Genomic DNA, 22,588 nt, shown 5'->3' with positions numbered 1-22,588 from the left:
TCGGTGATCCCGGGGGGACGGCATGGACGACCACAACAAGATCGAGAGCATCTACGTCGCGGCCGGGCAGTCCATGCTCGCCAATCTGCCGTTGTCGATGGTGCTGACCGACCCGAACCGGCCGGACAATCCGATCATCTACGTCAACCGCGCCTTCGAGCAGCTGACCGGCTATGCCGCAAGCGCCGTCGTCGGGCGGAACTGCCGCTTTCTGCAGGGCGACGACCGCGACCAGCCCGAGGTCGAGGTGCTGCGACGCGCCATCGAAGCGCGGGAAAGCGTGACGGTCACGCTCGACAACGTCCGGCTTGACGGATCGTCCTTCCGCAACCGCCTGATTATCGCGCCCGCTTTCGACGAGGACGGCTCGATCTACGCCTTTATCGGCATCCAGGCCGAGGTCGAGGATGTGGACGCGGCGACGAAACCCGATGGCTCTGACATCGTCAGCTTCGACGACCGCCTGCAGGAGATGCAGCACCGGGTGAAGAACCACCTGCAGATGGTGGCGTCGATGATCCGGCTGCAGTCGAGGGACACCGATCCGCGCGCGGCCTTTCCCATCCTTGCGCGGCGCGTCGACGCGCTTGCTGCGCTCTACGACGAATTTCATATCGCGCCGCGCCGGGGCGAGATGCGCTACGACGTCGTCTCGGCGGGCGGCTATGTCAGCCGGGTCGTCTCGATCGTGGGGGCTTTGGACGGTCGCCGCAACGTGCGCGTCACGGTCGATACCGACTCCGTCTACATGCGCACCGAACGGGCCGCGCAATTGGGCCTTCTGACCTCCGAGCTTCTGTCGAACGCCTTCAACCACGCCTTCGAGGGCCGCAGCGAGGGCGTTGTCTCGGTCCAGCTCAAGGAACTCGGCGGCGACCGCCTGCGGCTGACCGTCAGCGATGACGGCATCGGCATGGACGAGGGCACCTGGCCGGAAAACGGCAATCTCGGCGCGCGTATCGCCCGCGGTCTGGTCGGTGATCTCGGGGCCGAGATGACGGTCATGTCGACCGGTTCGGGCACGATCGTCACGGTCCAGCTCGACAACCCCATCGACACGAGCCTCGAGGCGGATGGCCGCCGCATTCTCAGCGATGCAGACGGCCAGAGGACGGGTGAGATCGAGCGGCTGGGCGACTGACCGACGGTTGCGCGGGCACGGTGCCGCGCTATCTTCCCTTGCGTCACGGACAACGTCGCAAAGGAGGCCCCCGATGTCCCTCAAGAGAATGGCCATGAAAATGGCGCTGGCTTTCGCGGCCGCCAAAGGCGTCGAGGCATTCCGCAATCGCGGCGGCATGCAGGGCGTGAAGTCGATGCTGGCGGGGGCGGGCGGCGGACGTGCCGGCGGCGCGGGCGGCGGCGGATTGTCGAGCCTGTTGGGTGGCCTGACTGGCGGCACCGGTGGTGCGGGCGGCACGGGCATGGGCGGTGCGGGCCTCGGCGGACTTCTGGGCGGGCTGGCGGCGATGGCCGGCGGGTCGGCGGCGCTGGGCCAGCCCCAGGCCGCGCAGAGCCGGATGATCGACGACGGCCCCGACGACGAGGAGACGGCCCACGCCATGGTCCGCGCCATCGGACAGGCGGTGCGCGCCGACGGCCAGATCGATGCCGAAGAGCGCGCGGTCCTGCAGGACATCCTGGGCGAGGCCGATACCGAGGAGGACCGCGCCGCGTTGGACTTCGCGTTGTCCGAGCCGGTCGACCCCGAGGCGCTGGCCCGCGACGTGCCACATGGCTCGGAAGGGCAGGTCTATGCCGCAGCCCTGACCGCGATCGATCCCGATCACCCGGCTGAGCGCGACTACCTCGGACGCTTCGCGAAGGCGCTGCGCCTGCGCGATGCCGAACTGCGGCAACTGCACGAGGCGGCGGGCAAGGCGATGTAACGGCCTCCCGCATTCGCGAAAAAATCGAAGATAAATGACGATTGTGCCGGTTCCGGCGCAATCGTGCCCTGCTTTGACCACGTTTGCGTCGCCAATTCGGAGATAGAACGCATCCTGTTGGATCGGAGAGTCCCGATGACGAAACAGTTCGCACCCTTCGGCCTCGCGCTGTCGGCTCTCGTCCTTCCGGGCGCAGCCAATGCGGCGACGAGCCTGCCGTCCTTCACATTGCCCGCGCTCTTCGACGACGTTCAGGCACCGGGTCTTGTCCTCGTTCTTGTGGTGATCTGGATGGCCAATGCGACGCTCGCCGTCCTCTCGGGCAAGCGAGAGCAGCAGATGCTGCTTCTGGGGATGAGCCTCGCGGTTCTCGCCTCGACCATGGGCACGCCCGTGGGCTGGGGAATGCTGGCGATCGGACTTGCGGCGGCGCTGGCTCTCCTTCCGATGAAGCTCCGCCGCGATGCCGCGGACGAGCCCAGGCAGGACTGACGCCACGGCACCCGGCCATCCGGCGGGCGAGGTCGCGCCGCCCGGGCCCCGTGTGCTTTCCCTCGGACGACAACGGCACTAGGTATCCCGCGAAGCGTCAGGGAGACCCAGAATGGCCGACATCAAAGACCCCGAGAATACCATCATCATCGAGCTGAAGGACGGCCGCGTCGTCGTCGAGCTTCTGCCCGACGTCGCACCGGGTCATGCCGACCGCATGAAGGAGCTGGCCCGCGAAGGCGCCTATGACGGCGTGGTCTTTCACCGCGTCATCGACGGTTTCATGGCGCAGACCGGCGATGTCGAACATGGCAAGGCCGGCGGCAACACGTCGCGCGCGGGCACCGGCGGGTCATCCAAGCCCGACCTGAAGGCCGAATTCTCCGGCCTGCCGCATGATCGCGGCACGCTGGGCGCCGCCCGCTCGCAGAGCCCCGACAGCGCCAACAGCCAGTTCTTCATCAACTTCGCCGACAACCATTTTCTCAACCGTCAGTACACGGTCTATGGCCGCGTTATCGAGGGGATGGAGCATGTCGACAAGATCACCCGCGGCGAGCCGCCCGCGGATCCCGACCAGATGATCTCGGTGAAGGTGGCGGCCGATGCGTAACGCTCTCTCCCTCATCGCGGCGCTGGGCCTGGCAGGCCCAGCGCTCGCCACCGGCCTCGAGATCGACGTCATGGGCGAGGCGAACGGCACCGTCGTGATCGATCTCTACGAGGACATCGCGCCGAAGCATGTCGAGCAGATCACCGCGCTGGCCGAGGCGGGCGCCTATGACGGCGTCGTCTTCCACCGCGTGATCGACGGCTTCATGGCACAGACCGGCGACGTCCAGCACGGGCGCATTGGCGGCAACATGGATCTTGCGGGGACCGGCGGCAGCGACATGGGCGATATCGACGCCGAATTCTCGGATCGAGCGTTCGAGCGCGGGATCGTCGGCATGGCGCGGTCGCAGAACGTCAATTCGGCCAACAGCCAGTTCTTCATCACCTTCGCGCCCGCGCGCTTCCTCGATGGCCAATACACCATCGTGGGCGAGGTCACGTCCGGCATGGAGGTGGTCGACGGCATCAAGCGCGGCGACGCCAATAGCGGCCGGGTCGACGGCACGCCTGACGTCATGGAGGACGTGCGCGTCACCGAATAAGGCGCGGACCCATCCCGAAACGAGAACGGGCCGCCCAATGGGGCGGCCCGTTGCGTGTTCGGGGGAGGGGATCAGTCGGTCACAGTCTCGACATCGGGGCTGGCCACGACATCGGCCTCGCCCTCTCCGGGCGCGTCACCCATGAAGAAGATGAACGCGATCAGCAGGACGAGCGCCAGAACGACGCCCGCGCCGATCCCGATCAGCGGCCCGGCATGGCGTTTTTCCTGCTTTTCGAGATTCGTGTTGGGGGCGCTCATGGCGATCCTCCTGCGGTGGGTGTGGTTGTGTGGTCATGCGACCAACCCGCGGGCCGAGGCGAAGGTTCCGCGCCGCGCCAGCCGCCGCCCCGCTTATTCCAGCTTGACCAGCGCGTGCCGTTTCTTGCCCGCCGAGAGCTTCAGGGGCACGGCCAGTGCGCCCGCGTCGAGCACAAGCCCCGGATCGGTCAGCGCCTCGTCGTTCATCCGCGCGCCGCCCTCGGCGATGAGGCGCTTGGCGGCCTTGCCCGAGCCCGCAAGGCCCGCCCGCACGATCAACTGCACCACCGAGATGCCGGCGGCGACCTCCATGTCGGTCAGAAGGACCGTGGGCAGGTCGTCGCCCGCGCCGCCCCGCTCGAACACCTCGCGGGCGGTGGCCTCGGCGGCATCGGCGGCGGCACGGCCATGCAGGAGCGCGGTAACCTCACCCGCCAGGATGATCTTGGCGTCGTTGATCTCGGACCCTTCCAGCGCACCCAGCCGGTCGCATTCCTCGACCGGCAGCTCGGTGTAGAGCTTGAGGAACCGGCCGACATCCGCGTCGGTCGTGTTGCGCCAGAACTGCCAGAATTCGTAGGGGCTCAAGAGGTCGGCATTCAACCAGATGGCGCCGGACTGTGACTTCCCCATCTTCTTGCCGTCGCTCGTCGTCAGAAGCGGCGTGGTCAGGCCGAACACCTGATCGTCGAGGATACGGCGCGTCAGGTCGATGCCGTTGACGATGTTGCCCCACTGATCCGACCCGCCCATCTGCAAAAGGCAGCCATGGCGGCGATGCAGCTCGAGGAAGTCGTAGGCCTGCAGGATCATGTAGTTGAATTCGAGGAAGCTCAGGCTCTGCTCGCGGTCCAGACGGGACTTCACGCTCTCGAAGCTGAGCATCCGGTTGACGCTGAAATGCCGCCCGACATCGCGCAGGAACCCAAGGTAGTTCAACCCGGCCAGCCAGTCGTCATTGTTGGCCATGATCGCATCCGACGCGCCGTCGCCGAAGCTCACGTAATGGGTGAACACCTCGCGGATGCCCGCGATATTGGCGTCGATCTGCTCGGGCGTCAGCAGCGGACGCTCCTCGGCGCGGAAGCTCGGGTCGCCGACCTTGGTCGTGCCGCCGCCCATCAGGACGATCGGCTTGTGCCCCGTCTTCTGCAGCCAGCGCAGCATCATGATCTGGATGAGGCTGCCCACATGCAACGAGGACGCCGTCGCGTCGAAGCCGATATAGCCCGGCACGACCCCCGCCATCAAAGCCTCGTCCAGCCTCTGATAATCGGTGCAGTCGGCGAGGAAGCCGCGCTCGATCATCACGCGCATGAAGTCTGATTTGGGGTGGTAGGTCATGGCACTTCCGGTATCTCTGACGCCAGGTCCGCTTAGCGCGGGCACCACGCGAGGGGAAGGGATATGGCGGTCGTTCGCGCGCTGGGTGCGATGTCGGGCACCTCCATGGACGGGGTCGATGCCGCCATCGTGGTGACCGACGGCGAGACGATTACGGGGTTCGGGCCGTCGGATTACCTTGCCTATTCCGATGCCGACCGCGCGGTGATCCGGGCGGCGCTGGGATGCTGGCGGGACGATGTGCCCGTGGCCGCCGCCGCCGAGGCGGTCGAGACGGCCCATGCCCGCCTCCTGTCGCGCTTCGCGGATGCGGAGTTGGTGGGGTTCCACGGCCAGACGCTCGCCCATGACCCCGAGAACCGGCGCACCCATCAATGCGGCGACGGGGCCGTCCTGGCCGAGGTTCTGGGCCGCACGGTCGTCTGGGATTTCCGGACCTCGGACGTGACGCTGGGCGGCGAGGGCGCGCCGCTGGCGCCGGTGTTCCACCATGCCTGCGCGCGGCATATCGGTGCCGAGGTGCCGATGGCCTTCCTCAACCTCGGCGGGGTAGGGAACCTGACATGGCTCGATCCGACCCGCCCGCCCGAGGCCGAGGGTGCGCTTCTGGCCTTCGACACGGGGCCCGCCAACGCGCCCATCGACGATCTCTGCATGGACTGGCTGGGCCAGCCCTTCGACCGGGACGGGGCGCTGGCGCGGGAGGGGGAGGTTCACGCCGCTCTGGTCGACGATATCATGCGGCACCCGTTCTTCTTCCGGATGCCGCCGAAGTCGCTCGACCGCGACGCGTTCCACCGGGCAGGCGCCGCCATCGACGCGCTGCCGCCCAGCCACGCTGCTGCGACCTGGGTCGCCGTCATCGCCGCCTCGGTCGCGCATGGGTTGGAGCAATGCCCGACGCGGCCCGCGCGCCTTCTGGTGACCGGGGGCGGGCGGCGCAATCCGGCGATCATGGATGCGCTGGCCGAGGCGGTGCCCTGCACGGTCGATCCGGTCGAGGCGGTCGGCCTCGACGGCGATATGCTCGAGGCACAGGCCTTCGCCTACATGGCCGTCCGCGTCCGGCGCGGCTTGCCGACCAGCTTTCCCGGCACGACGGGGGTCAAGGCGGCGGTCGGCGGCGGACAGGTCAGCCACCCGCCCGGCATGGTGGACACGGTATCCGCAAACGCTAGACAGAAGGCCACGCGCCGGGTAGCCAAGGCCCGTTAGCGTTAACAGGCGGCCGCCAGGCCCAATCGCAGGAGCTTCCCATGGTGTCACGCACAATCCCCGTGGAGACCTTCGATCTCGTGCTGTTCGGCGCGACCGGCGACCTTGCGCGGCGAAAGATCCTGCCATCGCTCTATCGCCGCTTCCACGCGGGGCAGGTGCCCGAAGACGCGCGCATCATCGGCGCGGCCCGCTCGGACCTGACCGACGACGCGTTCCGCAAGGACATCCGCGCCGCGATCGACGAGTTCGTCTCGAAGGCCAAGCGTGACGGCCCGACCATCGACGCCTTCGTCGAGCGGTGCTCCTACATCGCGATCGACGCCAAGGGCGACGGCGGCTGGTCCGAGTTGAAATCGGTTGTCCGCGACGAGGCGATCAAGGCGTTCTACTTCTCGGTCGCCCCCAGCCTCTTCGGCCCGCTGGCCGCCAAGCTCCGCGAGAACGGCATCGCCTGCGAGAATTCCCGCCTCGTGGTCGAGAAGCCCTTCGGCACCGATCTCGAGACCGCAAAGACGCTCAACGCCGATCTCGCCGCCAGCTTTGACGAGCACCAGATCTACCGGATCGACCACTTCCTGGGGAAGGAGACGGTCCAGAACCTGATGGCGGTTCGGTTCGCGAACGTGCTGTTCGAACCCCTCTGGAACGAGCGCTATATCGACCACGTCCAGATCACCGTCGCCGAGACGGTCGGCGTCGGCGGCCGCGGCAGCTATTACGACACCTCGGGCGCCATGCGGGACATGGTGCAGAACCACCTCATGCAGCTCCTCTGCCTGACCGCGATGGAGCCGCCGACCCGCTTCGACCCGGACATGCTGCGCGACGAGAAGCTGAAGGTCATCAAGGCCCTCGATCCCGTCCCGGCTGAGGATGTCGTGCGCGGCCAATACAAGGCCGACGGGAAGGAGCCGTCCTACCGCGAGGATGCCGAGAACGAGGACAGCCTGACAGAGAGCTTCGTCGCCCTGAAGGTCGGCATCTCGAACTGGCGCTGGAAGCACACGCCCTTCTACCTCCGCACCGGCAAGCGCATGACGCGCCGCCTGAGTGAGATCGTCGTCCAGTTCAAGGAGACGCCGCATTCCATCTTCGAGCGCGACGGCGGCTCGAAGGCGAACGCCCTGACCATCCGGCTCCAGCCCGACGAAGGCATGGACCTGTCGGTCACAATCAAGGAGCCGGGGCCGGGGGGGATGCGGCTGGTCAACGTGCCGCTCGATATGACGTTCGCCGATGCGCTGGGCGCGGATGACGAGATCCCCGATGCCTACGAGCGGCTGATCATGGACGTGATCCGGGGCAACCAGACGCTCTTCATGCGCGGCGACGAGGTCGAGGCGGCCTGGGCCTGGACCGATCCGATCATCGACGCCTGGGAGGAGCGGCGCGACCGGCCGCACGCCTACGCGCAGGGCTCCGTCGGCCCCGAAGAGGCGCTGATGCTGCTGCATCGCGACGGGCGGCGCTGGCGCGATCTGGAGGGCGGGTCGTGAAGCTCGTCGAATATCCCGACCGCGAGATGCTCGCGATGGGACTGGCCGACACGCTGGCCTCGGCGCTGAAGAACTGCCTGCTGGTGCACGACCACGCGAGCTTCTGCGTGCCGGGGGGGACATCGCCGGGCGACACGTTCGACCTGCTGTCGGCGGCCGAGCTCGATTGGTCCCGCGTGCATGTCTTCCTCAACGACGAGCGCTGGGTGCCCGAGGGTCACGAACGGTCGAACACCTCGCTTCTGAAGCGAAGTCTTCTGACCGGGAAGGCCGCCGCCGCGGTGCACGTGCCTCTGGTGAATGACGCCGCCACGCCGGAGGAGGGAATCCCCGTGCTGGAGGCCGGGTTCGAGGGCGAGCTGCCGATTTCGCTTCTGCTTCTCGGAATGGGAACGGACGGACACACGGCGAGCCTCTTTCCCGGTGGCGACCGGCTGGCGGACGGGCTAGCACCCGATGCGCCGCTGCTTCTGGCGATGCGGGCCGACGGCGCGCCCGAGCCGCGCGTGACGCTGACCGCGCCGGTGCTGAAATCCGCGATGGAAACACATCTTCTCATCATGGGCGACGAAAAGCGCCGCGTGCTGGACGCGGCCCGCTCGGCCGACCAGATGGATATGCCCGTGGCCGCGTTCCTCGACGATGCCATCGTTCACTGGGCGCCCTGAAAAGGACAAGCGATGAAAGCCTGGACCGAGATCGAATCCCTGCGGCGGCATACCGGAGCCACCATCACGGAATTGTTGAAGGATGAGAATCGAAATGCGGGTCTGACGGCCGCGATCGGCCCTTTTATGTTCGATGCATCCAAGTCCTCGATCACGCCAGACGCGCTGTCCAGCCTGTTGTCCCTCGCCGAGGATGTGTCCGAACGACGGGACGCGATGTTCCGTGGAGACAAGATCAACGAGACCGAAGACCGCGCCGTTCTGCATACCGCATTGCGGGGGACGCGCCCCGTCACGGTCGACGGATCGGACGTGATGCAGGGCGTGCGCGACACGCTGGCCCGGATGCGTGACTTCGCCGAAGACGTGCGCAGCGGACGCTTCACGGGGGCGGGCGGCGCGATCACGGATGTCGTGAATATCGGCATCGGCGGCTCCGATCTCGGGCCGGCCATGGCGACGCTGGCGCTCGCCCCCTATCATGACGGGCCGCGCACGCATTTCGTGTCGAATGTCGACGGCGCGGACTGGGCCGAGACGGCCAGGCATCTCGACCCCGCGACCACGCTCGTCATCGTCGCGTCGAAGACCTTCACGACCATCGAGACCCTGACCAATGCCGAGACCGCAAAGGCCTGGATGGGCCGGACCGTGACGGACCCGGCAGCGCAGTTCGCCGCGCTTTCGACGGCCGAGGACAAGACAGGCGCCTTCGGCATCGATCCCGCGCGCGTCTTCGGCTTCGAGGATTGGGTCGGCGGACGTTACTCGGTGTGGGGGCCGATCGGCCTGTCGCTGATGATCGCCATCGGGTCCGATGCCTTCGACGCGTTCCTCGCCGGCGCGCGTGAGATGGACGACCATTTCCGCGAGGCCCCGCTTGCGCGCAACATGCCGGTTCTGCTGGCGCTCGTGGGGATCTGGAACCACCAGGTCTGCGGCTATCCGACCCGCGCCGTCCTGCCCTATGACAACCGGCTGGCGCGACTGCCCGCATATCTCCAACAGCTCGAGATGGAATCGAACGGCAAGGGCGTGACCATGGCCGGCGAGACACTGCACGGACCCGCGGGCCCCGTCGTCTGGGGCGAACCGGGCACCAATGGCCAGCACGCCTTCTACCAGTTGATCCACCAAGGCCGCGTGCCGGTGCCCTGCGAGTTCATGGTCGCCGCCGAAGGGCACGAGCCCGAGCTGGACCACCATCACCGCCTGCTGATCGCCAACTGCCTCGCGCAGTCCGAGGCGCTGCTGAAGGGGCGGTCGTTGGCGGAGGCGCGCGCCCTGCTCGGGGATCGGTTCGAGGGCGCCGAACTGGACCGGCAGGCGGCGCATCGCGTCTTCGAGGGCAACCGCCCTTCGACCACGCTGATCTATCCCAAGCTCACGCCAGCGGTGCTGGGCGGGATCCTCGCGCTCTACGAGCACCGCGTCTTCGTCGAGGGCGTGATCCTCGGGATCAACAGCTTCGACCAATGGGGCGTGGAGCTGGGCAAGGAACTCGCGACCTCGCTCGGCCCGCTGGTCGAGGGCGGCGATGCGTCGGACAAGGACGCGTCGACGCGCGCGCTTCTGGACCGGTTGCGCGACTGGCGCGGCTAAGTCAGCCTTCGAAAGCCGCGCCGTCGCGGTCGCGGAATGCGGCGGTGTAGGCGTCGGGCAGGGGGCGTTTGGTGGTGAAGTCGGCCTCCATCAGGCAGATCACCGCCCGCGACGTCGCGCAGCACCGACCCCCCGCATAGACGCCGTATTCCATCAACCAGGACGTGGTGCGATAGGCGCGGGTTCGGCCCGCGACGACGTAGACGTCCTCGAGATGCAGCGGCGCGTGGTAGTCGACCGCAACCGACTTCAGGACCAGCACGGGGCGATCCTCCCGTCCGGTATAGTCGGAAATGCCGTAGGCGCGCAGATAGGCGATGCGCAGCGTCTCGAACCAGCTCAGATAGCGGGCGTTGTTGACGTGATCGAGCACGTCGAGCTCGTGAAAGCGGACCTTGTCGGCATGGCCGAACCCGAAGGGCTCCGGCACGCCCGCGCGGCGCAGCGCATCGACGGGCAACGGTGTCAGGAACGGCAGGGTCATCGTTCATCCATTTTCTGAAGAACGTCCTCTAAGCCGTTGGTTTCGTGTGGAGCGGGTAGCGGGAATCGAACCCGCAACTTAAGCTTGGGAAGCTCGCGTGATACCTTTTCACCATACCCGCGCGGGGAGTGGTGCTAGACCCCGTCCGGTGTGGATGCAAGCGCAAAGATCGCAAGCGCGCCTGTGGATCGCGCGTGACGCATGAGGATCGCGATGTCGGGAAAGTTGGCTCCGGCGGTAGGAAGCATCAGGTCTCGCCGCGCCCTCGGTAATGCAATAGAAACAGATGCTTACTTATGTTTTGACTGGTGGTAGCGAAGGGCATGTGTGTCGTGATGGCCACGTTTTGTGTGTCGTAAAAATCGGAGAAGGCATGTTCAGCAAGAAGCATCAAAGCTACTAGACCTTCTTCTTGCCCTTGATCTCGGAGCGGATATTCTCGGCCAGTTCTTTCATCTTCGCGGCGTTGTTCTCGAACAGCTGCTGCACGACATGCGAGTAAATCTCAAGCGCCCCGAAGAAGTGCTTTTCCCTAACTGTTTCCCCATGCGAGCCAAGGTTTCCTACTTCTTTCAGCGCAATGCAGAGGTCCGCATATTCCTCATGGGTTTCGGACCAAAGCTGAATGCGCTCGTGAAGATATATTGGGACCACTTTGCCCGCTTTTGTTTTCTTGGAGGTAGGCACTTTCATCTCGTCCATAAGCGCTTCTAGACTAGCTCGCATCGCGTTCGCAGCTGCCGAAGTGTCCACCCAGTAAAGAACAAAGCACTTCTTCAGAAGCTTTTCGACTTCGTAAGGTGCCTTTTCGGGGATGGGGATTAGGTGAGGTGCTGGGAAGAAAGTTTCGATGCGATTGTAGTCGTAATACTCCATCTCTCCATGATACCCATAACCTTGCTCTACGCCGCCGTGGCCAGAAACGATTGCAATTTCGGCGCATTCCTCGTCGTTGCATATGCTCCGAAAGGTGAACCTTCTGGTGATCCAGTCGGGGTCCCATGCCTCGTGGCCATGTGCCCGTTTGGAGAATGCTGGTTCGATCTCGAAGAAAGTGGAAGCATCAGGCACCAAGAGACCCTGGCCGCACGTAGGGCAAACGAACTTTTGCTTTGGTGCACCAACGAAGGACTTTGCGAATTTTTCGGCTAGTGAAGGCATAGTGTTCCACTCAAAAAAGATAGACTACGCAGCGGCGTAGATGCTTTGACCGCCACCGTGATAGGCCTCGAAAACATGTCGGTAGAGGGCATCGCACTTGGTTTTGAAGATGTCCTCGTCGTATACATCCGGCAGCCCCCCATCCAAAACGATCTCAATCGACTGCCTAACGGCTCCTTTGGTTTGCGGCTTGTTTCGCCAGTCCAAAACGAGATTGTCCTTCTTCAGCCTTTCCAAGAGGCTTCGTGCGACTGTCTTGACCTGGGCCTTTTCTTTCTCAGAAAGCTCGGGCTCCGGTTTTGTCAGAATGTCGAACACCGCCTTCTCTTCTTCTGAAAGGCCCTCTCTGGCCGTTTCTCTTTCTTCATCCGTCAGGTCTTCCGCCAGCTTGATCAGGGCTCGAAAGAATGCCTCGATATTTTGGCTGTCGTTGTTGTAGCCGTCGATCAGCTTCTGAAATCGCTCCAAGAAATCGGCCCGCGTCGGGTTCCTTGCAACCATGGCGTTGAGTTTCTGGCTCAAGAGCGCCCGAAGACTTTCCGCCTCGGTTCGCTTTTTTCCGGTGTCGAATTTTTCGCGTAGCTTGTCGAAGTCGATTTGGCTGATGTCGATCACTTCGGCGTCATCGGGCGTCTCATATGGGATTGGGGCGACCGAGCGGTCGAGAAGGTCTTCCACGTCCTGCATGACTGCACTGATGTCCGGTTTCGGCATTAGCGACCGGATGCGTTCCGCGAGAACCGAGATCAACACAGCGTCGGGAGTGAATTCTGTCGAGGCGCTGTCGGGCAGGATGGCCTTATATACCCGCGAGACGGCCCGCGCTTTACTCAGATACTCGCGTTTGGCCTCATCGGTCTCGATTAGGTTCTCAACGGCTTCTCCGATGAGAGCGGCCTTTTCCAGACCCTGAGCTGTTTTTATGCCTGTTGGGTCTACTCCGCGTTCGTTTATATAGCCCAAAGTCGCCGCGATGATGTGGCGGAGATACTCGACAAGATCGCTTTTGTCTCTGATCGGGGGTTCCGAAGAGCCGGTGTTGCCGCCGCCATAGATTGCCAACGCTTTTTGTAGGTTCCGGAAGACGCCGACGTAGTCAACGATGACGCCTGCTTCCTTGCCCGGAAAGTTCCGGTTGGCTCTTGCGATAGTCTGCATGAGCGTGTGGTTCTTCATCGGCTTGTCGAGGTAGATAGTGGAGCAGGACGGCACATCGAACCCGGTAATCCACATCGCGCAGACAAAGACGAGGCGGAGGTCGTCGTTGGCGTCTTTGAAGCGTTCATCGAGGTCTTCTTCGACGATACGCTTACGGTGCGGACGGATGTCCAAGCCCTTGTTTTCAAGCTCTTTGATCTCGTTCTGGCTTTGAGAGACGACGACGGCCATATCGGTCGTCTTCATCAAGTCAATCATGGCTTCGATTGCAGGGCGTTCTTCCTCTAGGGCTTTGTCCAGCTGGGCTTCAAGCTCTTTTCGGTAGATATCCCATTGCTCGCGAACCTTGTCGTGCATTCTGACGGCAGTGGCTTTGTCGATGCAAACCATCATTGCCTTGGCCTTCAGGCCCCGTCCAACGAAATGCCTGACGAGGTCAGATGCGATGGCATCGAGGCGGTCGTCTCGCGTGATCAGGTGATATTCGCGGGCAAATTCACGCTCGACCTTGAGAGCCTGCTCTTCGTCCAAGTCAGCGTCTTCCAGCAACTGCTCCAAGTCATCGCCCAGCGCCTCATTGGTCAGTTGCAACTCAGGTATGCGGTTCTCGTAGTAGAGCGGAACAGTAGCGCCATCGGCGATGGACTGGGCGAAGTTGTAGATCGAGATGTAGTCACCAAAGACCTCGCGCGTGCGCTCCTCTCCAGCCATCAGGGGCGTCCCGGTGAAGCCGAGGAAGGCAGCGTTAGGGAGCGCGTTCCGCATGTTGAGGGCCAGCGTGTCATACTGCGTGCGGTGCGCCTCGTCGGTGATGACGATGATGTCTTGCCGGTCCGAGAGCTTTGGGTAGGCCGCTCCGTCCTTGGTCCCGAACTTCTGGATCAAGGTGAAGACGTAGCGGTGGTCTGCCGACAGCAGCTGCTTCAGATGTGCTCCACTTTCAGCATGCACCTCAGTATTGGTCACGGCCCCAACCGCCAAGAACGTCTTGTAGAGCTGCTCGTCCAATTCATTCCGGTCAGTAACGATCACGAAGGTCCAATTGCCCGGAACGGTCCTCAGTATCTTCTGACAGAAGAAGACCATGGATAGAGACTTGCCGCTGCCCTGCGTGTGCCAGAAGACACCAAGCCGTCCAGCTTCTCCCTTGGGCCGCTCCTTCGAGGTGATGACTTCGACGATGGCACGGTTGACCCCCAGGAATTGGTGGTTCTTGGCCAGCTTCTTGACCAGACCCGACTTCTCCTCTTCGAAGACGATGAAGTTCTCGACGACATCGAGCAGCTTGTCTGGTGCACAGAGACCACGGATAACCGTCTCCAGCGAAACAACGCCTTCTTCACCTTCGTCGTTTATCCGCTTCCACTCATTGAAAAACTGCCAAGGGGCGAAGGTGCTGCCGACCTTTGTCTCGATGCCATTGGACAGGATGACAAAGGCGTTCGGCGTGAAGACATGCGGGATGGTGTCGCGATAGTCGGTCAGGTTGTCATCATAGGCCGACTTCACCGGGGCGCTCGGCTTTTTCAGCTCAACGAGCACCAAAGGGATGCCGTTCACAAACCCGATAAGGTCGGGCCGTCGGCGGTGCATTTCGCCCTTCACCCAGAACTGAGAGGCGAGGAGATAGCTGTTCGCCTCGGGGTTCCGCCAGTCGATCACCTTGGCGGTCTTGGTTTCCTGTCCACCGCGCGGGTTGGAGACCTTGACCTTCACCCCTTCGCGCATCAACCGCCACAGTTCTTGATTGGCGTTCACAGGCACCATGCGGGACCGTTCGCGGGTCACCTCTTCGATCACCTGAGCGATGGCCGCTGGGGGCAGGTCGGGGTTGAGCCGTTCAAGAGAACCACGAAGGCGGTCTTCAAGAATGACCTGAGCTTCGCTTTCGCGTCCCTCCGTCGAGCCACCGCTGTTCCACTCGTGGTAAAGGTTCACCGTTTCCCAACCCAAGTCCGCGAACAACTGGATGGCGGGCTGCTCGATCGCAGCTTCCTCTCCATAGTCGTGGGCTTGGTCGGTTGGGGTCATGCATCGCCTTCATTTGCTGTCAAAATATCGAGGCCGAAAAGTAAGCGGTCAACTTGCTGCGGTGTTTTCGCAAGATCAGGAATGGCCCGATGCAATTCCCGAACGGCTTTCATGTATTCGTTCCATTGTGGCACACCCAGTCCTATCCCGTCTTCGCGAGTATTGACGATCTCGGCGTTGTAAAGAACCCGCCAAGCCCTCTGGTCGATGACAGGCCATTTTTCAGGAAACATCCAGCTCAGTATTGCCGATGCTGTCGGAACATTTACGCCATCCAAAACGCACAGCAACTGCATAGACTTGGCGTCTTCATTCAGCGAAAATGCTAAAGCTGTAATCCTCTCTATCGCTTCATCTGAATTGTTAAATACTAGATCGGCCTTGCGTGGGCTTTTTTCTTTTGCGATTTTATGGAGCGTGGCTTTGTTCAGATAAGTTCTGTCTGGTATTCCTTGCAATTCAGCCGTGAATGCGTCCACCCCGTTTAAAAATGGCGAAAGATCAGATGATCTCTGGCGGATTTTTTGTGCTAGTTTTTTGACCCCGCCCGAAAAGTGATCACTTTCGCTCATTCTGCAGCCTCCATGGCGTTTTCCGCCCCACTCACGTCGATCTCGCCGGAGACCAGCCTCGGCAGAAGCAGCTCGCGTTGAGCGCGGAGGTTGGCGCTTTTCTGTTCGAGAAGCTCGATCTCTTCAATGATCGGCGCAGCCACAGACGCAAACCTTTGCTGATACTCCACTGGGGGAAGTGGCATGAGGTATTCGCTGATGCGGTCAGGATGGAGGTGCAGCACGTTCGCGCCGGTCGCATGGTTCTTTACGTTCTCGGCGAAGTCAGACCAACGCAAGGCCGCATAGAGGAATACATTGGTAGTTGGCGGCTTGGGAACTATCTTCACAAGGTCCATAGAGATCAGTCCATCAACATCCCCCAACTCCGGAACGAGTGCCGCACGCGCAACAATTCGACGCTCTTGGGTCATGTCAGTCACCCCCATAACAATGTCGCCACTGGACACCAATTGCTGTTCTTTGAAGCGGCCCTCATATCGCTTTAATCCGTCGCGCCGAAAGCCACCGTCTCGATTGACGCACTTTAAGTTCACGAATGGCCTGCCGCCTTCCGCGACCAACTCTGAACTCTTGTAGGAACGCCCACGAACTATCTCTGCCAAATCCGAGACCGGCCTTTTCTCAAACGCCGTTTCGTCGTGCCCCGGAAAGCGGAAGTGGACGAACCATTCTTCGTAGAGCCGCCGGGCCATCTCTTCGAGGATCGCGATGCGGCGCGTGTTGGTCTCGATCAGGTCGTCATAGGCCGAGAGGATCGCCGCGATGCGCTGTTGGGTGGGGAGGGATGGCACCTTTACTTTGAACGCCGAGAACGAGGATTTGTTTATGATCGGCGTCGCAGCACCGGATGCGAGAGCTTTGATGTCGTCGGCAACTGATACCAGCAGGTAGTAGACGAAACGCGGATCGTGCCGCTTATCGTCAGGGATGATGCTGTTGAGCTGTTGGTTGGTGAAGCTCGGATGAGATGTCAGACACGCCTTGCCGATGGTTGCGCCAATGCAGACAAAGCATGTCGATCCAGTCGGCAACCGGATGCGTCGGAATCGTCGGGCCCCATCGTTCGATATGAAACGATTAGTTGGCGGCGAACGGTCACCATAGCTCATGTCGGATGGAGTGAAGAACGGATAGTCAGACCCGAACAGCTCAGGTTCAGCTTTTGGAGGGGTCCTGCCGGTCACTATCGACCCGAGTTGCCCCAGTTCGATCTCGGCCCACTCATCCGCGCTTGGCCTCATCTAGCGGCCTCCAGCACCACTGCCGCGTTCTCTGCAATCTGTTCCTCCAGCGCCGCCGCCTCGGCGTTCAGCTGCACCAGTTCCTCGTTCAGTTCCTCGAAGCGCACCACGAAGTCCACATCCTCCTCCGCCCGAGCAGCGGCTCCGACATAGCGTCCGGGGTTCAGGCTCCAGCCCTGCGCCTCGATCTCGGCCCGCGTGGCGCGTTTGCACAGGCCAGGCACGTCCGCATAGCCCGCGTCCAGCCCATGCTCGGCCAGCAGCTCCGCGCTGCCCGCCTCAAGCTCCACCGCCTCGCCCCGGTGGAGCCGCACGATGTTCGACAGCAGCTCGATCTGCTCCGGCAGGAAGTCCCGGTGGGCGCGGTCGATCTGGCGGTAGAGGGACCGGGCGTCGAGGAACAGAACGGTGTCCTCGCGCTCCGTCCCGCGTTTGCCCTTATCGAAGAACCACAGCGTGCAGGGCAAGGTGACCGTGTAGAACATGTTCGGCCCAACTGAGACGATGACATCGGTGCTGCCATCCTCGATCAGCCTTTGCCGGATCAGTTGCTCGCTGCCCCGCGCATCGCCCGCCGAGTTCGCCATGACGAAGCCCGCGCGGCCCTGATCATTCAGCGCGGCGTGGAACACCTGTATCCAGAGGTAGTTCGCGTTGTCGGGCCTAGGGATGCCGAAGGGGAACCGCCAGTCGCCCTCCAGGTCATCCTTGCGGAGACCCGAGACGTTGAACGGGGGATTGGCCATGACGAAGTCGAATCCGCCGCGTTCGTCAAAGACCCTCGGGAAGAGCTGCTTGATGTCGGTGGCGTAGGTGTTGGCCTCGCGCACGTCGCCTGAAAGGCCATGGACGGCGAGGTTCATCTTGTTGAGGTTGACGGTGACGCGGTCCTTCTCGACCCCGTAGATGCTGATCTCACTGGACGGCGTCATTCCGTGACGCTCCACGAAGTTCGCTGACATGACGAACATGCCGCCAGAGCCACAGGCCGGGTCGAGGATGCGCCCGTGGTAAGGCTCCATGATCTCAACGATCAATTTTACGATGCTTTCAGGTGTATAAAAGACGCCGCCCTTCTGGCCTTCCTTCATGGCGAAGTTGCCGAGGAAGTATTCATAGACCTTGCCGAAAGCGTCACCGGTCAGGTCGATGGGCGCAAGGAGGCGTATCAGCTCGACCAACACGTTGTTGCCGAGGTCGGTGTAGGTCTTGGGCAGGGCACCGGCGAGGTCGGGGTTATCTTCCTCGATGCCCTGCATCGCCTCGTTGATGACTTTCCCGATGTCGTCGCTCTCGGTCAATGACTGAAGGTGGCTGAAGCGAGCCTCGGGGCGGAGAAAGATCACGCCCTCTGCGTCATAGTCTGCCTTGCTAACCTTGCGGCGATTGCCCGAGCCAACCGGACCAATTCGATCCTCAGCGATGGCGAACCGCTTTTCAGCATAGCGGAGGAAAATCAGGCCGAGGACAGGGGTCGAAAATTCGCTCGGCTTCAGGCCTGTGTTGGCCCATAGCTGGTCCGCTGCAGACCAAAGCCTTTTCTCCACATCTCCATCGACCATGCTCGTCCCTCATCTTAAATTAAACTGGGTGTTAGTCCCCAAAAACAACCGTAGCACGAGCCTCGCGGTTGAGCCAATAAGGTCTGGAGATGTTTGACGAACCGATCTTGACTGCTGTGATGGAGGCTGCTTTTGTTTCATCACAAAAATCTGAGAGGCCAAGATAAATAAAAAGGCCACAGTATTCCCCCCGTGGGGGCACACTACTAGAGCTTCAAGCCATAATCCGTCTCAAGATGCCTCAGCACTTCGTCCAGAGCATCGATGATGTGCAGCCTGTTTGCACCGAAGGCATAGTATCCGGTTGCGAGCATTTCAGGGGGCACATCCGAAGCGGGGGGATACTTTCTTCGGCGTTTATCGCCGTTCTCATCAATCATAGTTAAGGGATAGCGAAAGCCCCTTCCTTCGCCTTCGTAAACGCCACCGGGACCCCAGTTCTGGATGTTGCCGTTGTAGCAGTTCTTTCCAATGAGATGCTCAAGCTCTGCAAGCAGTTTGGCCCGCTTCTTTGTCGTTCTTTTCGCCATAAAACTTTCCTTTGTGTCGCGAATTTGAGCGAGAGTTGCCCGTTCATCGTAATAGTAGATGATTTCGATCTAGAGATGTGGGAAGGCTCACAACTTCTCATGTGCTCGTTAGGGTATACCTCAGCGGTCATCTCGAGGAGCGGTCGCAGGAGTGTCCGTTAGGGTTTACTTGGTGTTTCGGACAGCATACTCAACGGTCATCACCCAAACGAACACCCTCCGAGGAACACCATGACCATTATCTTTTATGCCCGCGTCTCTACTGCCGACCAGACGCTCGACCATCAGGTCGCACAGGCACGCAAAGCAGGCTTCACCATCGACGAAGTGATCGCAGACCACGGGCAGTCCGGTGTCTCCACCAACTTGTCAGAGAGACCTGAGGGACGCCGTCTGTTCGACAAGCTCCGCCGGGGGGACACCCTTGTGGTGCGCTGGGTGGACCGCCTCGGGCGGAACTATCAGGACGTGACGGATACCATTCGGCACTTCATGCGACAGGGCGTGACGATACGCACGGTGATCAACTCCATGACCTTCGACGGGGCGACCACCGACCCGACGCAGCAGGCTGTGAGGGACGCGCTCATCGCCTTCATGGCTGCCACCGCTCAGGCTCAGGCTGAGGCAACGAAGGAGGCCCAGCGCGCCGGTATCGAGCACGCCAAGACCAAGAAGCCCGAGGCCTATCGAGGCCGCAAGCCCAGCTATGATCGCGACCAGTTGAACCTCGTGCGGGACATGACGGGCACCGGAGCGGGCACCTCAGAGGTGGCCCGAGCGGCGGGATTGAGCCGCCAGACGGTCCTTCGCATCAGGGGCGATATGGCCGAAGCCGAGGCCGCTTTGGCCCGTTGGGGGATGTGAGCAAAATAAATGGGTTACAAATAACCCGCACCATAGAGGTAAATCACCCCCACTATGGCCCCTAGAGAACCGTGCCCCTGCGCTGCAGTGTCTCGACGCGCGCCCGCCCACATACTAGGGCGATTAACCCCCATACTTGCCCAGAAGGCCGTGACACTGACCCAGCAGCTTCGACACGGGCGGTTCGGGTATTCTGATACATACCAGGATTAACCCGCCCCCTAGCAGAGAAGACTAGCCCGAGCGTTTCCCTCGAACGCGGTCGCTGGGCTTCCGTGGTGGTTTTCTTTTTGGGCACACCTCTTCAAGGGGGTGCGATCAATACATCCCGCAGCCCCAACGCTTGTCCGACAATCCGCCTCCGCACACGTAGTGTATACTCCTTCAGGTGCACCGGTAGGTAATCCGCCTCCGTACATGTAATGTGTCCCTCTAGGTGCTCCGGCTTCGCCTCCGCGAACGAAGCCAAATCTTAATGGTGAACCCTCAGCTTGCTCCAGCTTCGCTGCATGGCCCTGAGCTTGCACTCTATCAAGTGAAGACCCATTGCCGCTGATCGCGGCGAAGACCAAAGCCCCTAAGCCAGCTTAGCGAGCATGTTCGAACTTCATCATCTCCTTGGGTCTCCAAGGACGAAGTCGCCATGTGAACGCTGCCCATGAAAGGCATGCTGAAGCGCCCCTGAGTTCCTCAGGTGATTATCAGGCGCATCTTCACATGCACCTCCAGCAAGGAGGTCCGTCTTCGACGGTCAAGACCTCCCACCTTCGCATCTCCCCATCACCACCGAAAGGAACCCTTTATGTTCGACGCTGTCGATCCCATTGGCATGCTCATCCCTTCTGCGGATGAAGCCCGCACCATCGAGTGCCCCGGATGCACCACCGCTTTCACGCCCCAGAGGCTCAACCAAAGCTATTGCTCACGGGCGTGCCAGAAGAACGCCTCACGGGGCAACCGTAGTTTCGAGAACAGAGAACGCTCGCGGCGGCACTATGAGCGCGCCCAGCGGTTAGCTGAGATGGTCTACTCAGCGCCCCCGCAGGAACGCCTTGGGGTAATGAAGCACATCCTGGAGTTTATCCCGTATGATGCTGGTCTTAGGAACATCCTGACAGACCCTGACATACACATGCAGCCGCCGCGTGCTGATGGTCGGATGAACATCGCTAAGGCCGCGAACGCATATACCAAGAAGTTCTACGGTCTCTCGATCAAGCGATACATGGCGGCGGTTCGGTCCGGAAATGAGCCCGAAGGCATCCCGCTGTCCTCATGACGCGCAGCTTTCTCTGCAATTCAACGCGCCCTTGTCGGTCCATCGGCGGAGGCTTTGTTATGCCCGAAAGGCGGTCAAAATGCTCACCAATCTTATCCGATTTGACCACGATGCAGTCCGTGTCATCCGGAGCAAGGGCGAATATCGGCCACCCAACGAGCAAAATAATCTCTCGAACAGAAGGCCTCTTCGTGGCTACTACAGGGCAGCCTTCACAGCCCACTTTTGGAACTCCTTGAGCCTCGCCTTCGGTGACCCGTAGGTCGTCTCAGCGACGGCCTGATTGGCATGCCCGAGGAAGCCGTAACGGACCTCTACAGGTGCCCCAGCATCACGCAGCTTGTCGCTCACTCGGTGACGGAGACCATGGACGGTGAACCGGGTGTCGGGGGTGACATCCCTCACCACCTTCATCAGGGCTGCAGAGGCTGCGTCAGCGCCACGAGGACGGCCATAGCGGGGGAAGATAGGGAAACCCAACGGGGCACCTTCGAGGGCCTCCCTGACGGCTCTCAGGGCCTCTCCGACGAGGGGCACAGAACGGACACTTGAAGCTGTCTTCACGGTGCGGATGGAGTTGGGGCGGATGAGGACATGAGGGGTCTCTCCGTCGAGGACGATGTCGTCTGTGACGAGACCCACGGCCTCTCCAAGGCGCATCCCGGTGCCTCTCAGCAGCACCCACAGGGGCCTCAGGTTCTCACTCAGGCGGGCCTCTATGCTCGACACAAGGTCATCCGGTAGGGGCAGCTTCTTGTCCACCGCCAGCTTCTGCTCCTTGGGCCATGGGAGGTCAGCGAACCGGTTCATCGCCGCGATGTCCATCTCCTTGAGGGCGTGGTTGACGACGGCCACCACGATGTTCGTCTCCCTCTTGGCAGACCCCAGAGCGATGGTGGTGCCATCAGCCTTCTTGGCGTTGAGCATGTGGTCGAGATAGCGGCGTCTGTGATCGACGGTCATGTCCTCTAGGGCCACCTTGTCGGGGTCACCCAGAGCAGCCTCTACACGGGCAGACACACGGCTCAGGTCCACGCCCTGCTTGCTGCCTTCCTCGATACGCTTGTCCTGCCGGTAGAGCTTGAAGGCGTCCATGAGGGTGACCTTGGGTGCAGGGGCCTCAGGGTCGAGGAGAGCCTTGGTCAGCATCGGGTCAGGCTTGGTTCTCATGGTCTCGAAGATCATCCGGCCCGTCTCAGGGTCATCCGGGTCCAGCCCAACGACGTTTGAGGTGAGGCCTGCACGAGTTATCAGGGCATCATGCCACTTCTGCTGGGTGGTCCGGTGGTCGTTGCCGTGGCGCTGTAGCTCCTCACGGGTCTGTCGGACCATCCGGTCGAACTCGGCCATGACCTCCTGATACTCCCGATGAAAGGCCAGCCCCTCCGTGTTGCGGATATGCACTTGCAGGAACCCTTCGCCCAGCGCCTCAGCGACATCCTTAGGGAAGCGGCGACGAAAACGAAGCACCCCATTCGGTCGCTTATCGATGTGCTTGATCTTCGTTTGCAGGGCCATCTGTGTGTCCTCTTGTGTGTTCTGCTGTGTGTCGTGAACAACAGCAAACCCCCTTG

At 61.9% G+C, this 22,588-nt stretch carries 21 protein-coding genes and 1 tRNA gene; 11 read left to right on the top strand and 11 right to left on the bottom strand.

Annotated features, from left to right (window positions below):
* The first annotated feature begins 22 nt into the window (after positions 1-22).
* The 5 genes from Q0833_RS09935 to Q0833_RS09915 all read left to right on the top strand — a co-directional run bounded on the left by Q0833_RS09935 (position 23) and on the right by Q0833_RS09915 (position 3,538).
* Positions 23-1,141 carry a PAS domain-containing protein gene (locus Q0833_RS09935; RefSeq protein ID WP_298433422.1) on the top strand — a complete coding sequence of 373 codons (1,119 nt, stop codon included), beginning with the start codon at positions 23-25 and terminating at the stop codon, positions 1,139-1,141.
* Between the two features lie 73 nt (positions 1,142-1,214).
* Positions 1,215-1,889 carry a DUF533 domain-containing protein gene (locus Q0833_RS09930; RefSeq protein ID WP_298433419.1) on the top strand — a complete coding sequence of 225 codons (675 nt, stop codon included), beginning with the start codon at positions 1,215-1,217 and terminating at the stop codon, positions 1,887-1,889.
* 135 nt (positions 1,890-2,024) lie between these two features.
* Positions 2,025-2,381: a hypothetical protein gene (locus Q0833_RS09925; protein WP_298433416.1), complete on the top strand. Its 357-nt coding sequence runs from the start codon at positions 2,025-2,027 to the stop codon at positions 2,379-2,381.
* 112 nt (positions 2,382-2,493) lie between these two features.
* Entirely contained in the window at positions 2,494-2,994 is a 501-nt protein-coding gene (locus Q0833_RS09920; RefSeq protein WP_298433413.1) for a peptidylprolyl isomerase, read from the top strand.
* A complete protein-coding gene (locus tag Q0833_RS09915; RefSeq protein WP_298433410.1) occupies positions 2,987-3,538 on the top strand; it encodes a peptidylprolyl isomerase in 552 nt (183 codons plus the stop codon). The genes Q0833_RS09920 and Q0833_RS09915 overlap by 8 nt, the downstream gene beginning before the upstream one ends.
* 71 nt (positions 3,539-3,609) lie before the next feature.
* Here the strand turns inward: Q0833_RS09915 and Q0833_RS09910 are convergent, their stop codons facing one another.
* Together Q0833_RS09910 and tyrS are read right to left on the bottom strand one after the other, a co-directional pair.
* A complete protein-coding gene (locus Q0833_RS09910) occupies positions 3,610-3,798 on the bottom strand; it encodes a hypothetical protein (protein ID WP_298433407.1) in 189 nt (62 codons plus the stop codon).
* Positions 3,799-3,891: 93 nt separating this feature from the next.
* Entirely contained in the window at positions 3,892-5,142 is a 1,251-nt protein-coding gene (tyrS, locus tag Q0833_RS09905) for a tyrosine--tRNA ligase (RefSeq protein ID WP_298433404.1), read from the bottom strand.
* 63 nt (positions 5,143-5,205) lie between these two features.
* Between tyrS and Q0833_RS09900 the strand changes: the two genes are divergently transcribed.
* From Q0833_RS09900 to pgi, 4 genes are read left to right on the top strand one after another with little or no spacing between them, the layout of a single operon-like run.
* Positions 5,206-6,357 (top strand): anhydro-N-acetylmuramic acid kinase, encoded by a 1,152-nt coding sequence (locus Q0833_RS09900; RefSeq protein ID WP_298433401.1) that lies wholly within the window; start codon positions 5,206-5,208, stop codon positions 6,355-6,357.
* Positions 6,358-6,398: 41 nt separating this feature from the next.
* Positions 6,399-7,856: a glucose-6-phosphate dehydrogenase gene (zwf, locus tag Q0833_RS09895; RefSeq protein WP_298433396.1), complete on the top strand. Its 1,458-nt coding sequence runs from the start codon at positions 6,399-6,401 to the stop codon at positions 7,854-7,856.
* Complete coding sequence (gene pgl, locus Q0833_RS09890) at positions 7,853-8,524, top strand: 6-phosphogluconolactonase (RefSeq protein WP_298433393.1); 672 nt, start codon at positions 7,853-7,855, stop codon at positions 8,522-8,524. Before zwf ends, pgl begins: the two co-directional genes overlap by 4 nt.
* 12 nt (positions 8,525-8,536) lie before the next feature.
* Entirely contained in the window at positions 8,537-10,126 is a 1,590-nt protein-coding gene (gene pgi / locus Q0833_RS09885; RefSeq protein WP_298433388.1) for a glucose-6-phosphate isomerase, read from the top strand.
* A 1-nt stretch (position 10,127) separates the two neighbouring features.
* On the opposite strand, the gene Q0833_RS09880 is transcribed toward pgi, so the two are convergent.
* The 8 genes from Q0833_RS09880 to Q0833_RS09845 all read right to left on the bottom strand — a co-directional run bounded on the left by Q0833_RS09880 (position 10,128) and on the right by Q0833_RS09845 (position 18,868).
* Positions 10,128-10,610, bottom strand: a complete 483-nt coding sequence (locus tag Q0833_RS09880) for a thioesterase family protein (RefSeq protein ID WP_298433385.1) — start codon at positions 10,608-10,610, stop codon at positions 10,128-10,130.
* Between the two features lie 47 nt (positions 10,611-10,657).
* Positions 10,658-10,731 (bottom strand) — tRNA-Gly (locus Q0833_RS09875).
* Positions 10,732-11,009: 278 nt separating this feature from the next.
* Positions 11,010-11,681 (bottom strand): DUF4145 domain-containing protein, encoded by a 672-nt coding sequence (locus Q0833_RS09870; protein ID WP_298433382.1) that lies wholly within the window; start codon positions 11,679-11,681, stop codon positions 11,010-11,012.
* 114 nt (positions 11,682-11,795) lie between these two features.
* Positions 11,796-14,960, bottom strand: a complete 3,165-nt coding sequence (locus Q0833_RS09865; protein WP_298433379.1) for a type I restriction endonuclease subunit R — start codon at positions 14,958-14,960, stop codon at positions 11,796-11,798.
* Positions 14,957-15,532 (bottom strand): hypothetical protein, encoded by a 576-nt coding sequence (locus Q0833_RS09860; RefSeq protein ID WP_298433376.1) that lies wholly within the window; start codon positions 15,530-15,532, stop codon positions 14,957-14,959. The genes Q0833_RS09865 and Q0833_RS09860 overlap by 4 nt, the downstream gene beginning before the upstream one ends.
* Positions 15,529-16,776 carry a restriction endonuclease subunit S gene (locus tag Q0833_RS09855; RefSeq protein WP_298433373.1) on the bottom strand — a complete coding sequence of 416 codons (1,248 nt, stop codon included), beginning with the start codon at positions 16,774-16,776 and terminating at the stop codon, positions 15,529-15,531. The genes Q0833_RS09860 and Q0833_RS09855 overlap by 4 nt, the downstream gene beginning before the upstream one ends.
* Entirely contained in the window at positions 16,773-18,338 is a 1,566-nt protein-coding gene (locus Q0833_RS09850; RefSeq protein WP_298433369.1) for a class I SAM-dependent DNA methyltransferase, read from the bottom strand. The genes Q0833_RS09855 and Q0833_RS09850 overlap by 4 nt, the downstream gene beginning before the upstream one ends.
* Positions 18,339-18,544: 206 nt before the next feature.
* The gene (locus tag Q0833_RS09845) at positions 18,545-18,868 is read right to left on the bottom strand and encodes a hypothetical protein (RefSeq protein WP_298433366.1); all 324 of its coding nucleotides are present in this window, start codon (positions 18,866-18,868) and stop codon (positions 18,545-18,547) included.
* A 231-nt stretch (positions 18,869-19,099) separates the two neighbouring features.
* Here Q0833_RS09845 and Q0833_RS09840 point away from each other — a divergent pair, with 231 nt between their 5' ends.
* Both Q0833_RS09840 and Q0833_RS09835 read left to right on the top strand, forming a co-directional pair.
* Positions 19,100-19,735: a recombinase family protein gene (locus Q0833_RS09840; RefSeq protein ID WP_298433363.1), complete on the top strand. Its 636-nt coding sequence runs from the start codon at positions 19,100-19,102 to the stop codon at positions 19,733-19,735.
* Positions 19,736-20,537: 802 nt separating this feature from the next.
* Positions 20,538-21,014, top strand: coding sequence for a hypothetical protein (locus Q0833_RS09835; protein WP_298433360.1), 477 nt, complete (start codon positions 20,538-20,540; stop codon positions 21,012-21,014).
* A 198-nt stretch (positions 21,015-21,212) separates the two neighbouring features.
* Here Q0833_RS09835 and Q0833_RS09830 read toward each other — a convergent pair whose 3' ends face one another.
* Positions 21,213-22,532 carry a tyrosine-type recombinase/integrase gene (locus Q0833_RS09830; RefSeq protein ID WP_298433357.1) on the bottom strand — a complete coding sequence of 440 codons (1,320 nt, stop codon included), beginning with the start codon at positions 22,530-22,532 and terminating at the stop codon, positions 21,213-21,215.
* Between the last annotated feature and the right edge of the window lie 56 nt (positions 22,533-22,588).

Source organism: uncultured Jannaschia sp. (assembly GCF_947503795.1).
GTDB lineage: Bacteria > Pseudomonadota > Alphaproteobacteria > Rhodobacterales > Rhodobacteraceae > Jannaschia.
This window is presented reverse-complemented; position numbering and strand designations above follow the sequence as displayed.

Coding starts and splice junctions, on each gene's coding strand:
- Q0833_RS09935 (WP_298433422.1), top strand. CDS start 23: ATGGACGACCACAACAAGATCGAGAGCATCTACGTCGCGGCCGGGCAG.
- Q0833_RS09930 (WP_298433419.1), top strand. CDS start 1,215: ATGTCCCTCAAGAGAATGGCCATGAAAATGGCGCTGGCTTTCGCGGCC.
- Q0833_RS09925 (WP_298433416.1), top strand. CDS start 2,025: ATGACGAAACAGTTCGCACCCTTCGGCCTCGCGCTGTCGGCTCTCGTC.
- Q0833_RS09920 (WP_298433413.1), top strand. CDS start 2,494: ATGGCCGACATCAAAGACCCCGAGAATACCATCATCATCGAGCTGAAG.
- Q0833_RS09915 (WP_298433410.1), top strand. CDS start 2,987: ATGCGTAACGCTCTCTCCCTCATCGCGGCGCTGGGCCTGGCAGGCCCA.
- Q0833_RS09910 (WP_298433407.1), bottom strand. CDS start 3,798: ATGAGCGCCCCCAACACGAATCTCGAAAAGCAGGAAAAACGCCATGCC.
- tyrS (WP_298433404.1), bottom strand. CDS start 5,142: ATGACCTACCACCCCAAATCAGACTTCATGCGCGTGATGATCGAGCGC.
- Q0833_RS09900 (WP_298433401.1), top strand. CDS start 5,206: ATGGCGGTCGTTCGCGCGCTGGGTGCGATGTCGGGCACCTCCATGGAC.
- zwf (WP_298433396.1), top strand. CDS start 6,399: ATGGTGTCACGCACAATCCCCGTGGAGACCTTCGATCTCGTGCTGTTC.
- pgi (WP_298433388.1), top strand. CDS start 8,537: ATGAAAGCCTGGACCGAGATCGAATCCCTGCGGCGGCATACCGGAGCC.
- Q0833_RS09880 (WP_298433385.1), bottom strand. CDS start 10,610: ATGACCCTGCCGTTCCTGACACCGTTGCCCGTCGATGCGCTGCGCCGC.
- Q0833_RS09865 (WP_298433379.1), bottom strand. CDS start 14,960: ATGACCCCAACCGACCAAGCCCACGACTATGGAGAGGAAGCTGCGATC.
- Q0833_RS09860 (WP_298433376.1), bottom strand. CDS start 15,532: ATGAGCGAAAGTGATCACTTTTCGGGCGGGGTCAAAAAACTAGCACAA.
- Q0833_RS09855 (WP_298433373.1), bottom strand. CDS start 16,776: ATGAGGCCAAGCGCGGATGAGTGGGCCGAGATCGAACTGGGGCAACTC.
- Q0833_RS09850 (WP_298433369.1), bottom strand. CDS start 18,338: ATGGTCGATGGAGATGTGGAGAAAAGGCTTTGGTCTGCAGCGGACCAG.
- Q0833_RS09845 (WP_298433366.1), bottom strand. CDS start 18,868: ATGGCGAAAAGAACGACAAAGAAGCGGGCCAAACTGCTTGCAGAGCTT.
- Q0833_RS09840 (WP_298433363.1), top strand. CDS start 19,100: ATGACCATTATCTTTTATGCCCGCGTCTCTACTGCCGACCAGACGCTC.
- Q0833_RS09835 (WP_298433360.1), top strand. CDS start 20,538: ATGTTCGACGCTGTCGATCCCATTGGCATGCTCATCCCTTCTGCGGAT.
- Q0833_RS09830 (WP_298433357.1), bottom strand. CDS start 22,532: ATGGCCCTGCAAACGAAGATCAAGCACATCGATAAGCGACCGAATGGG.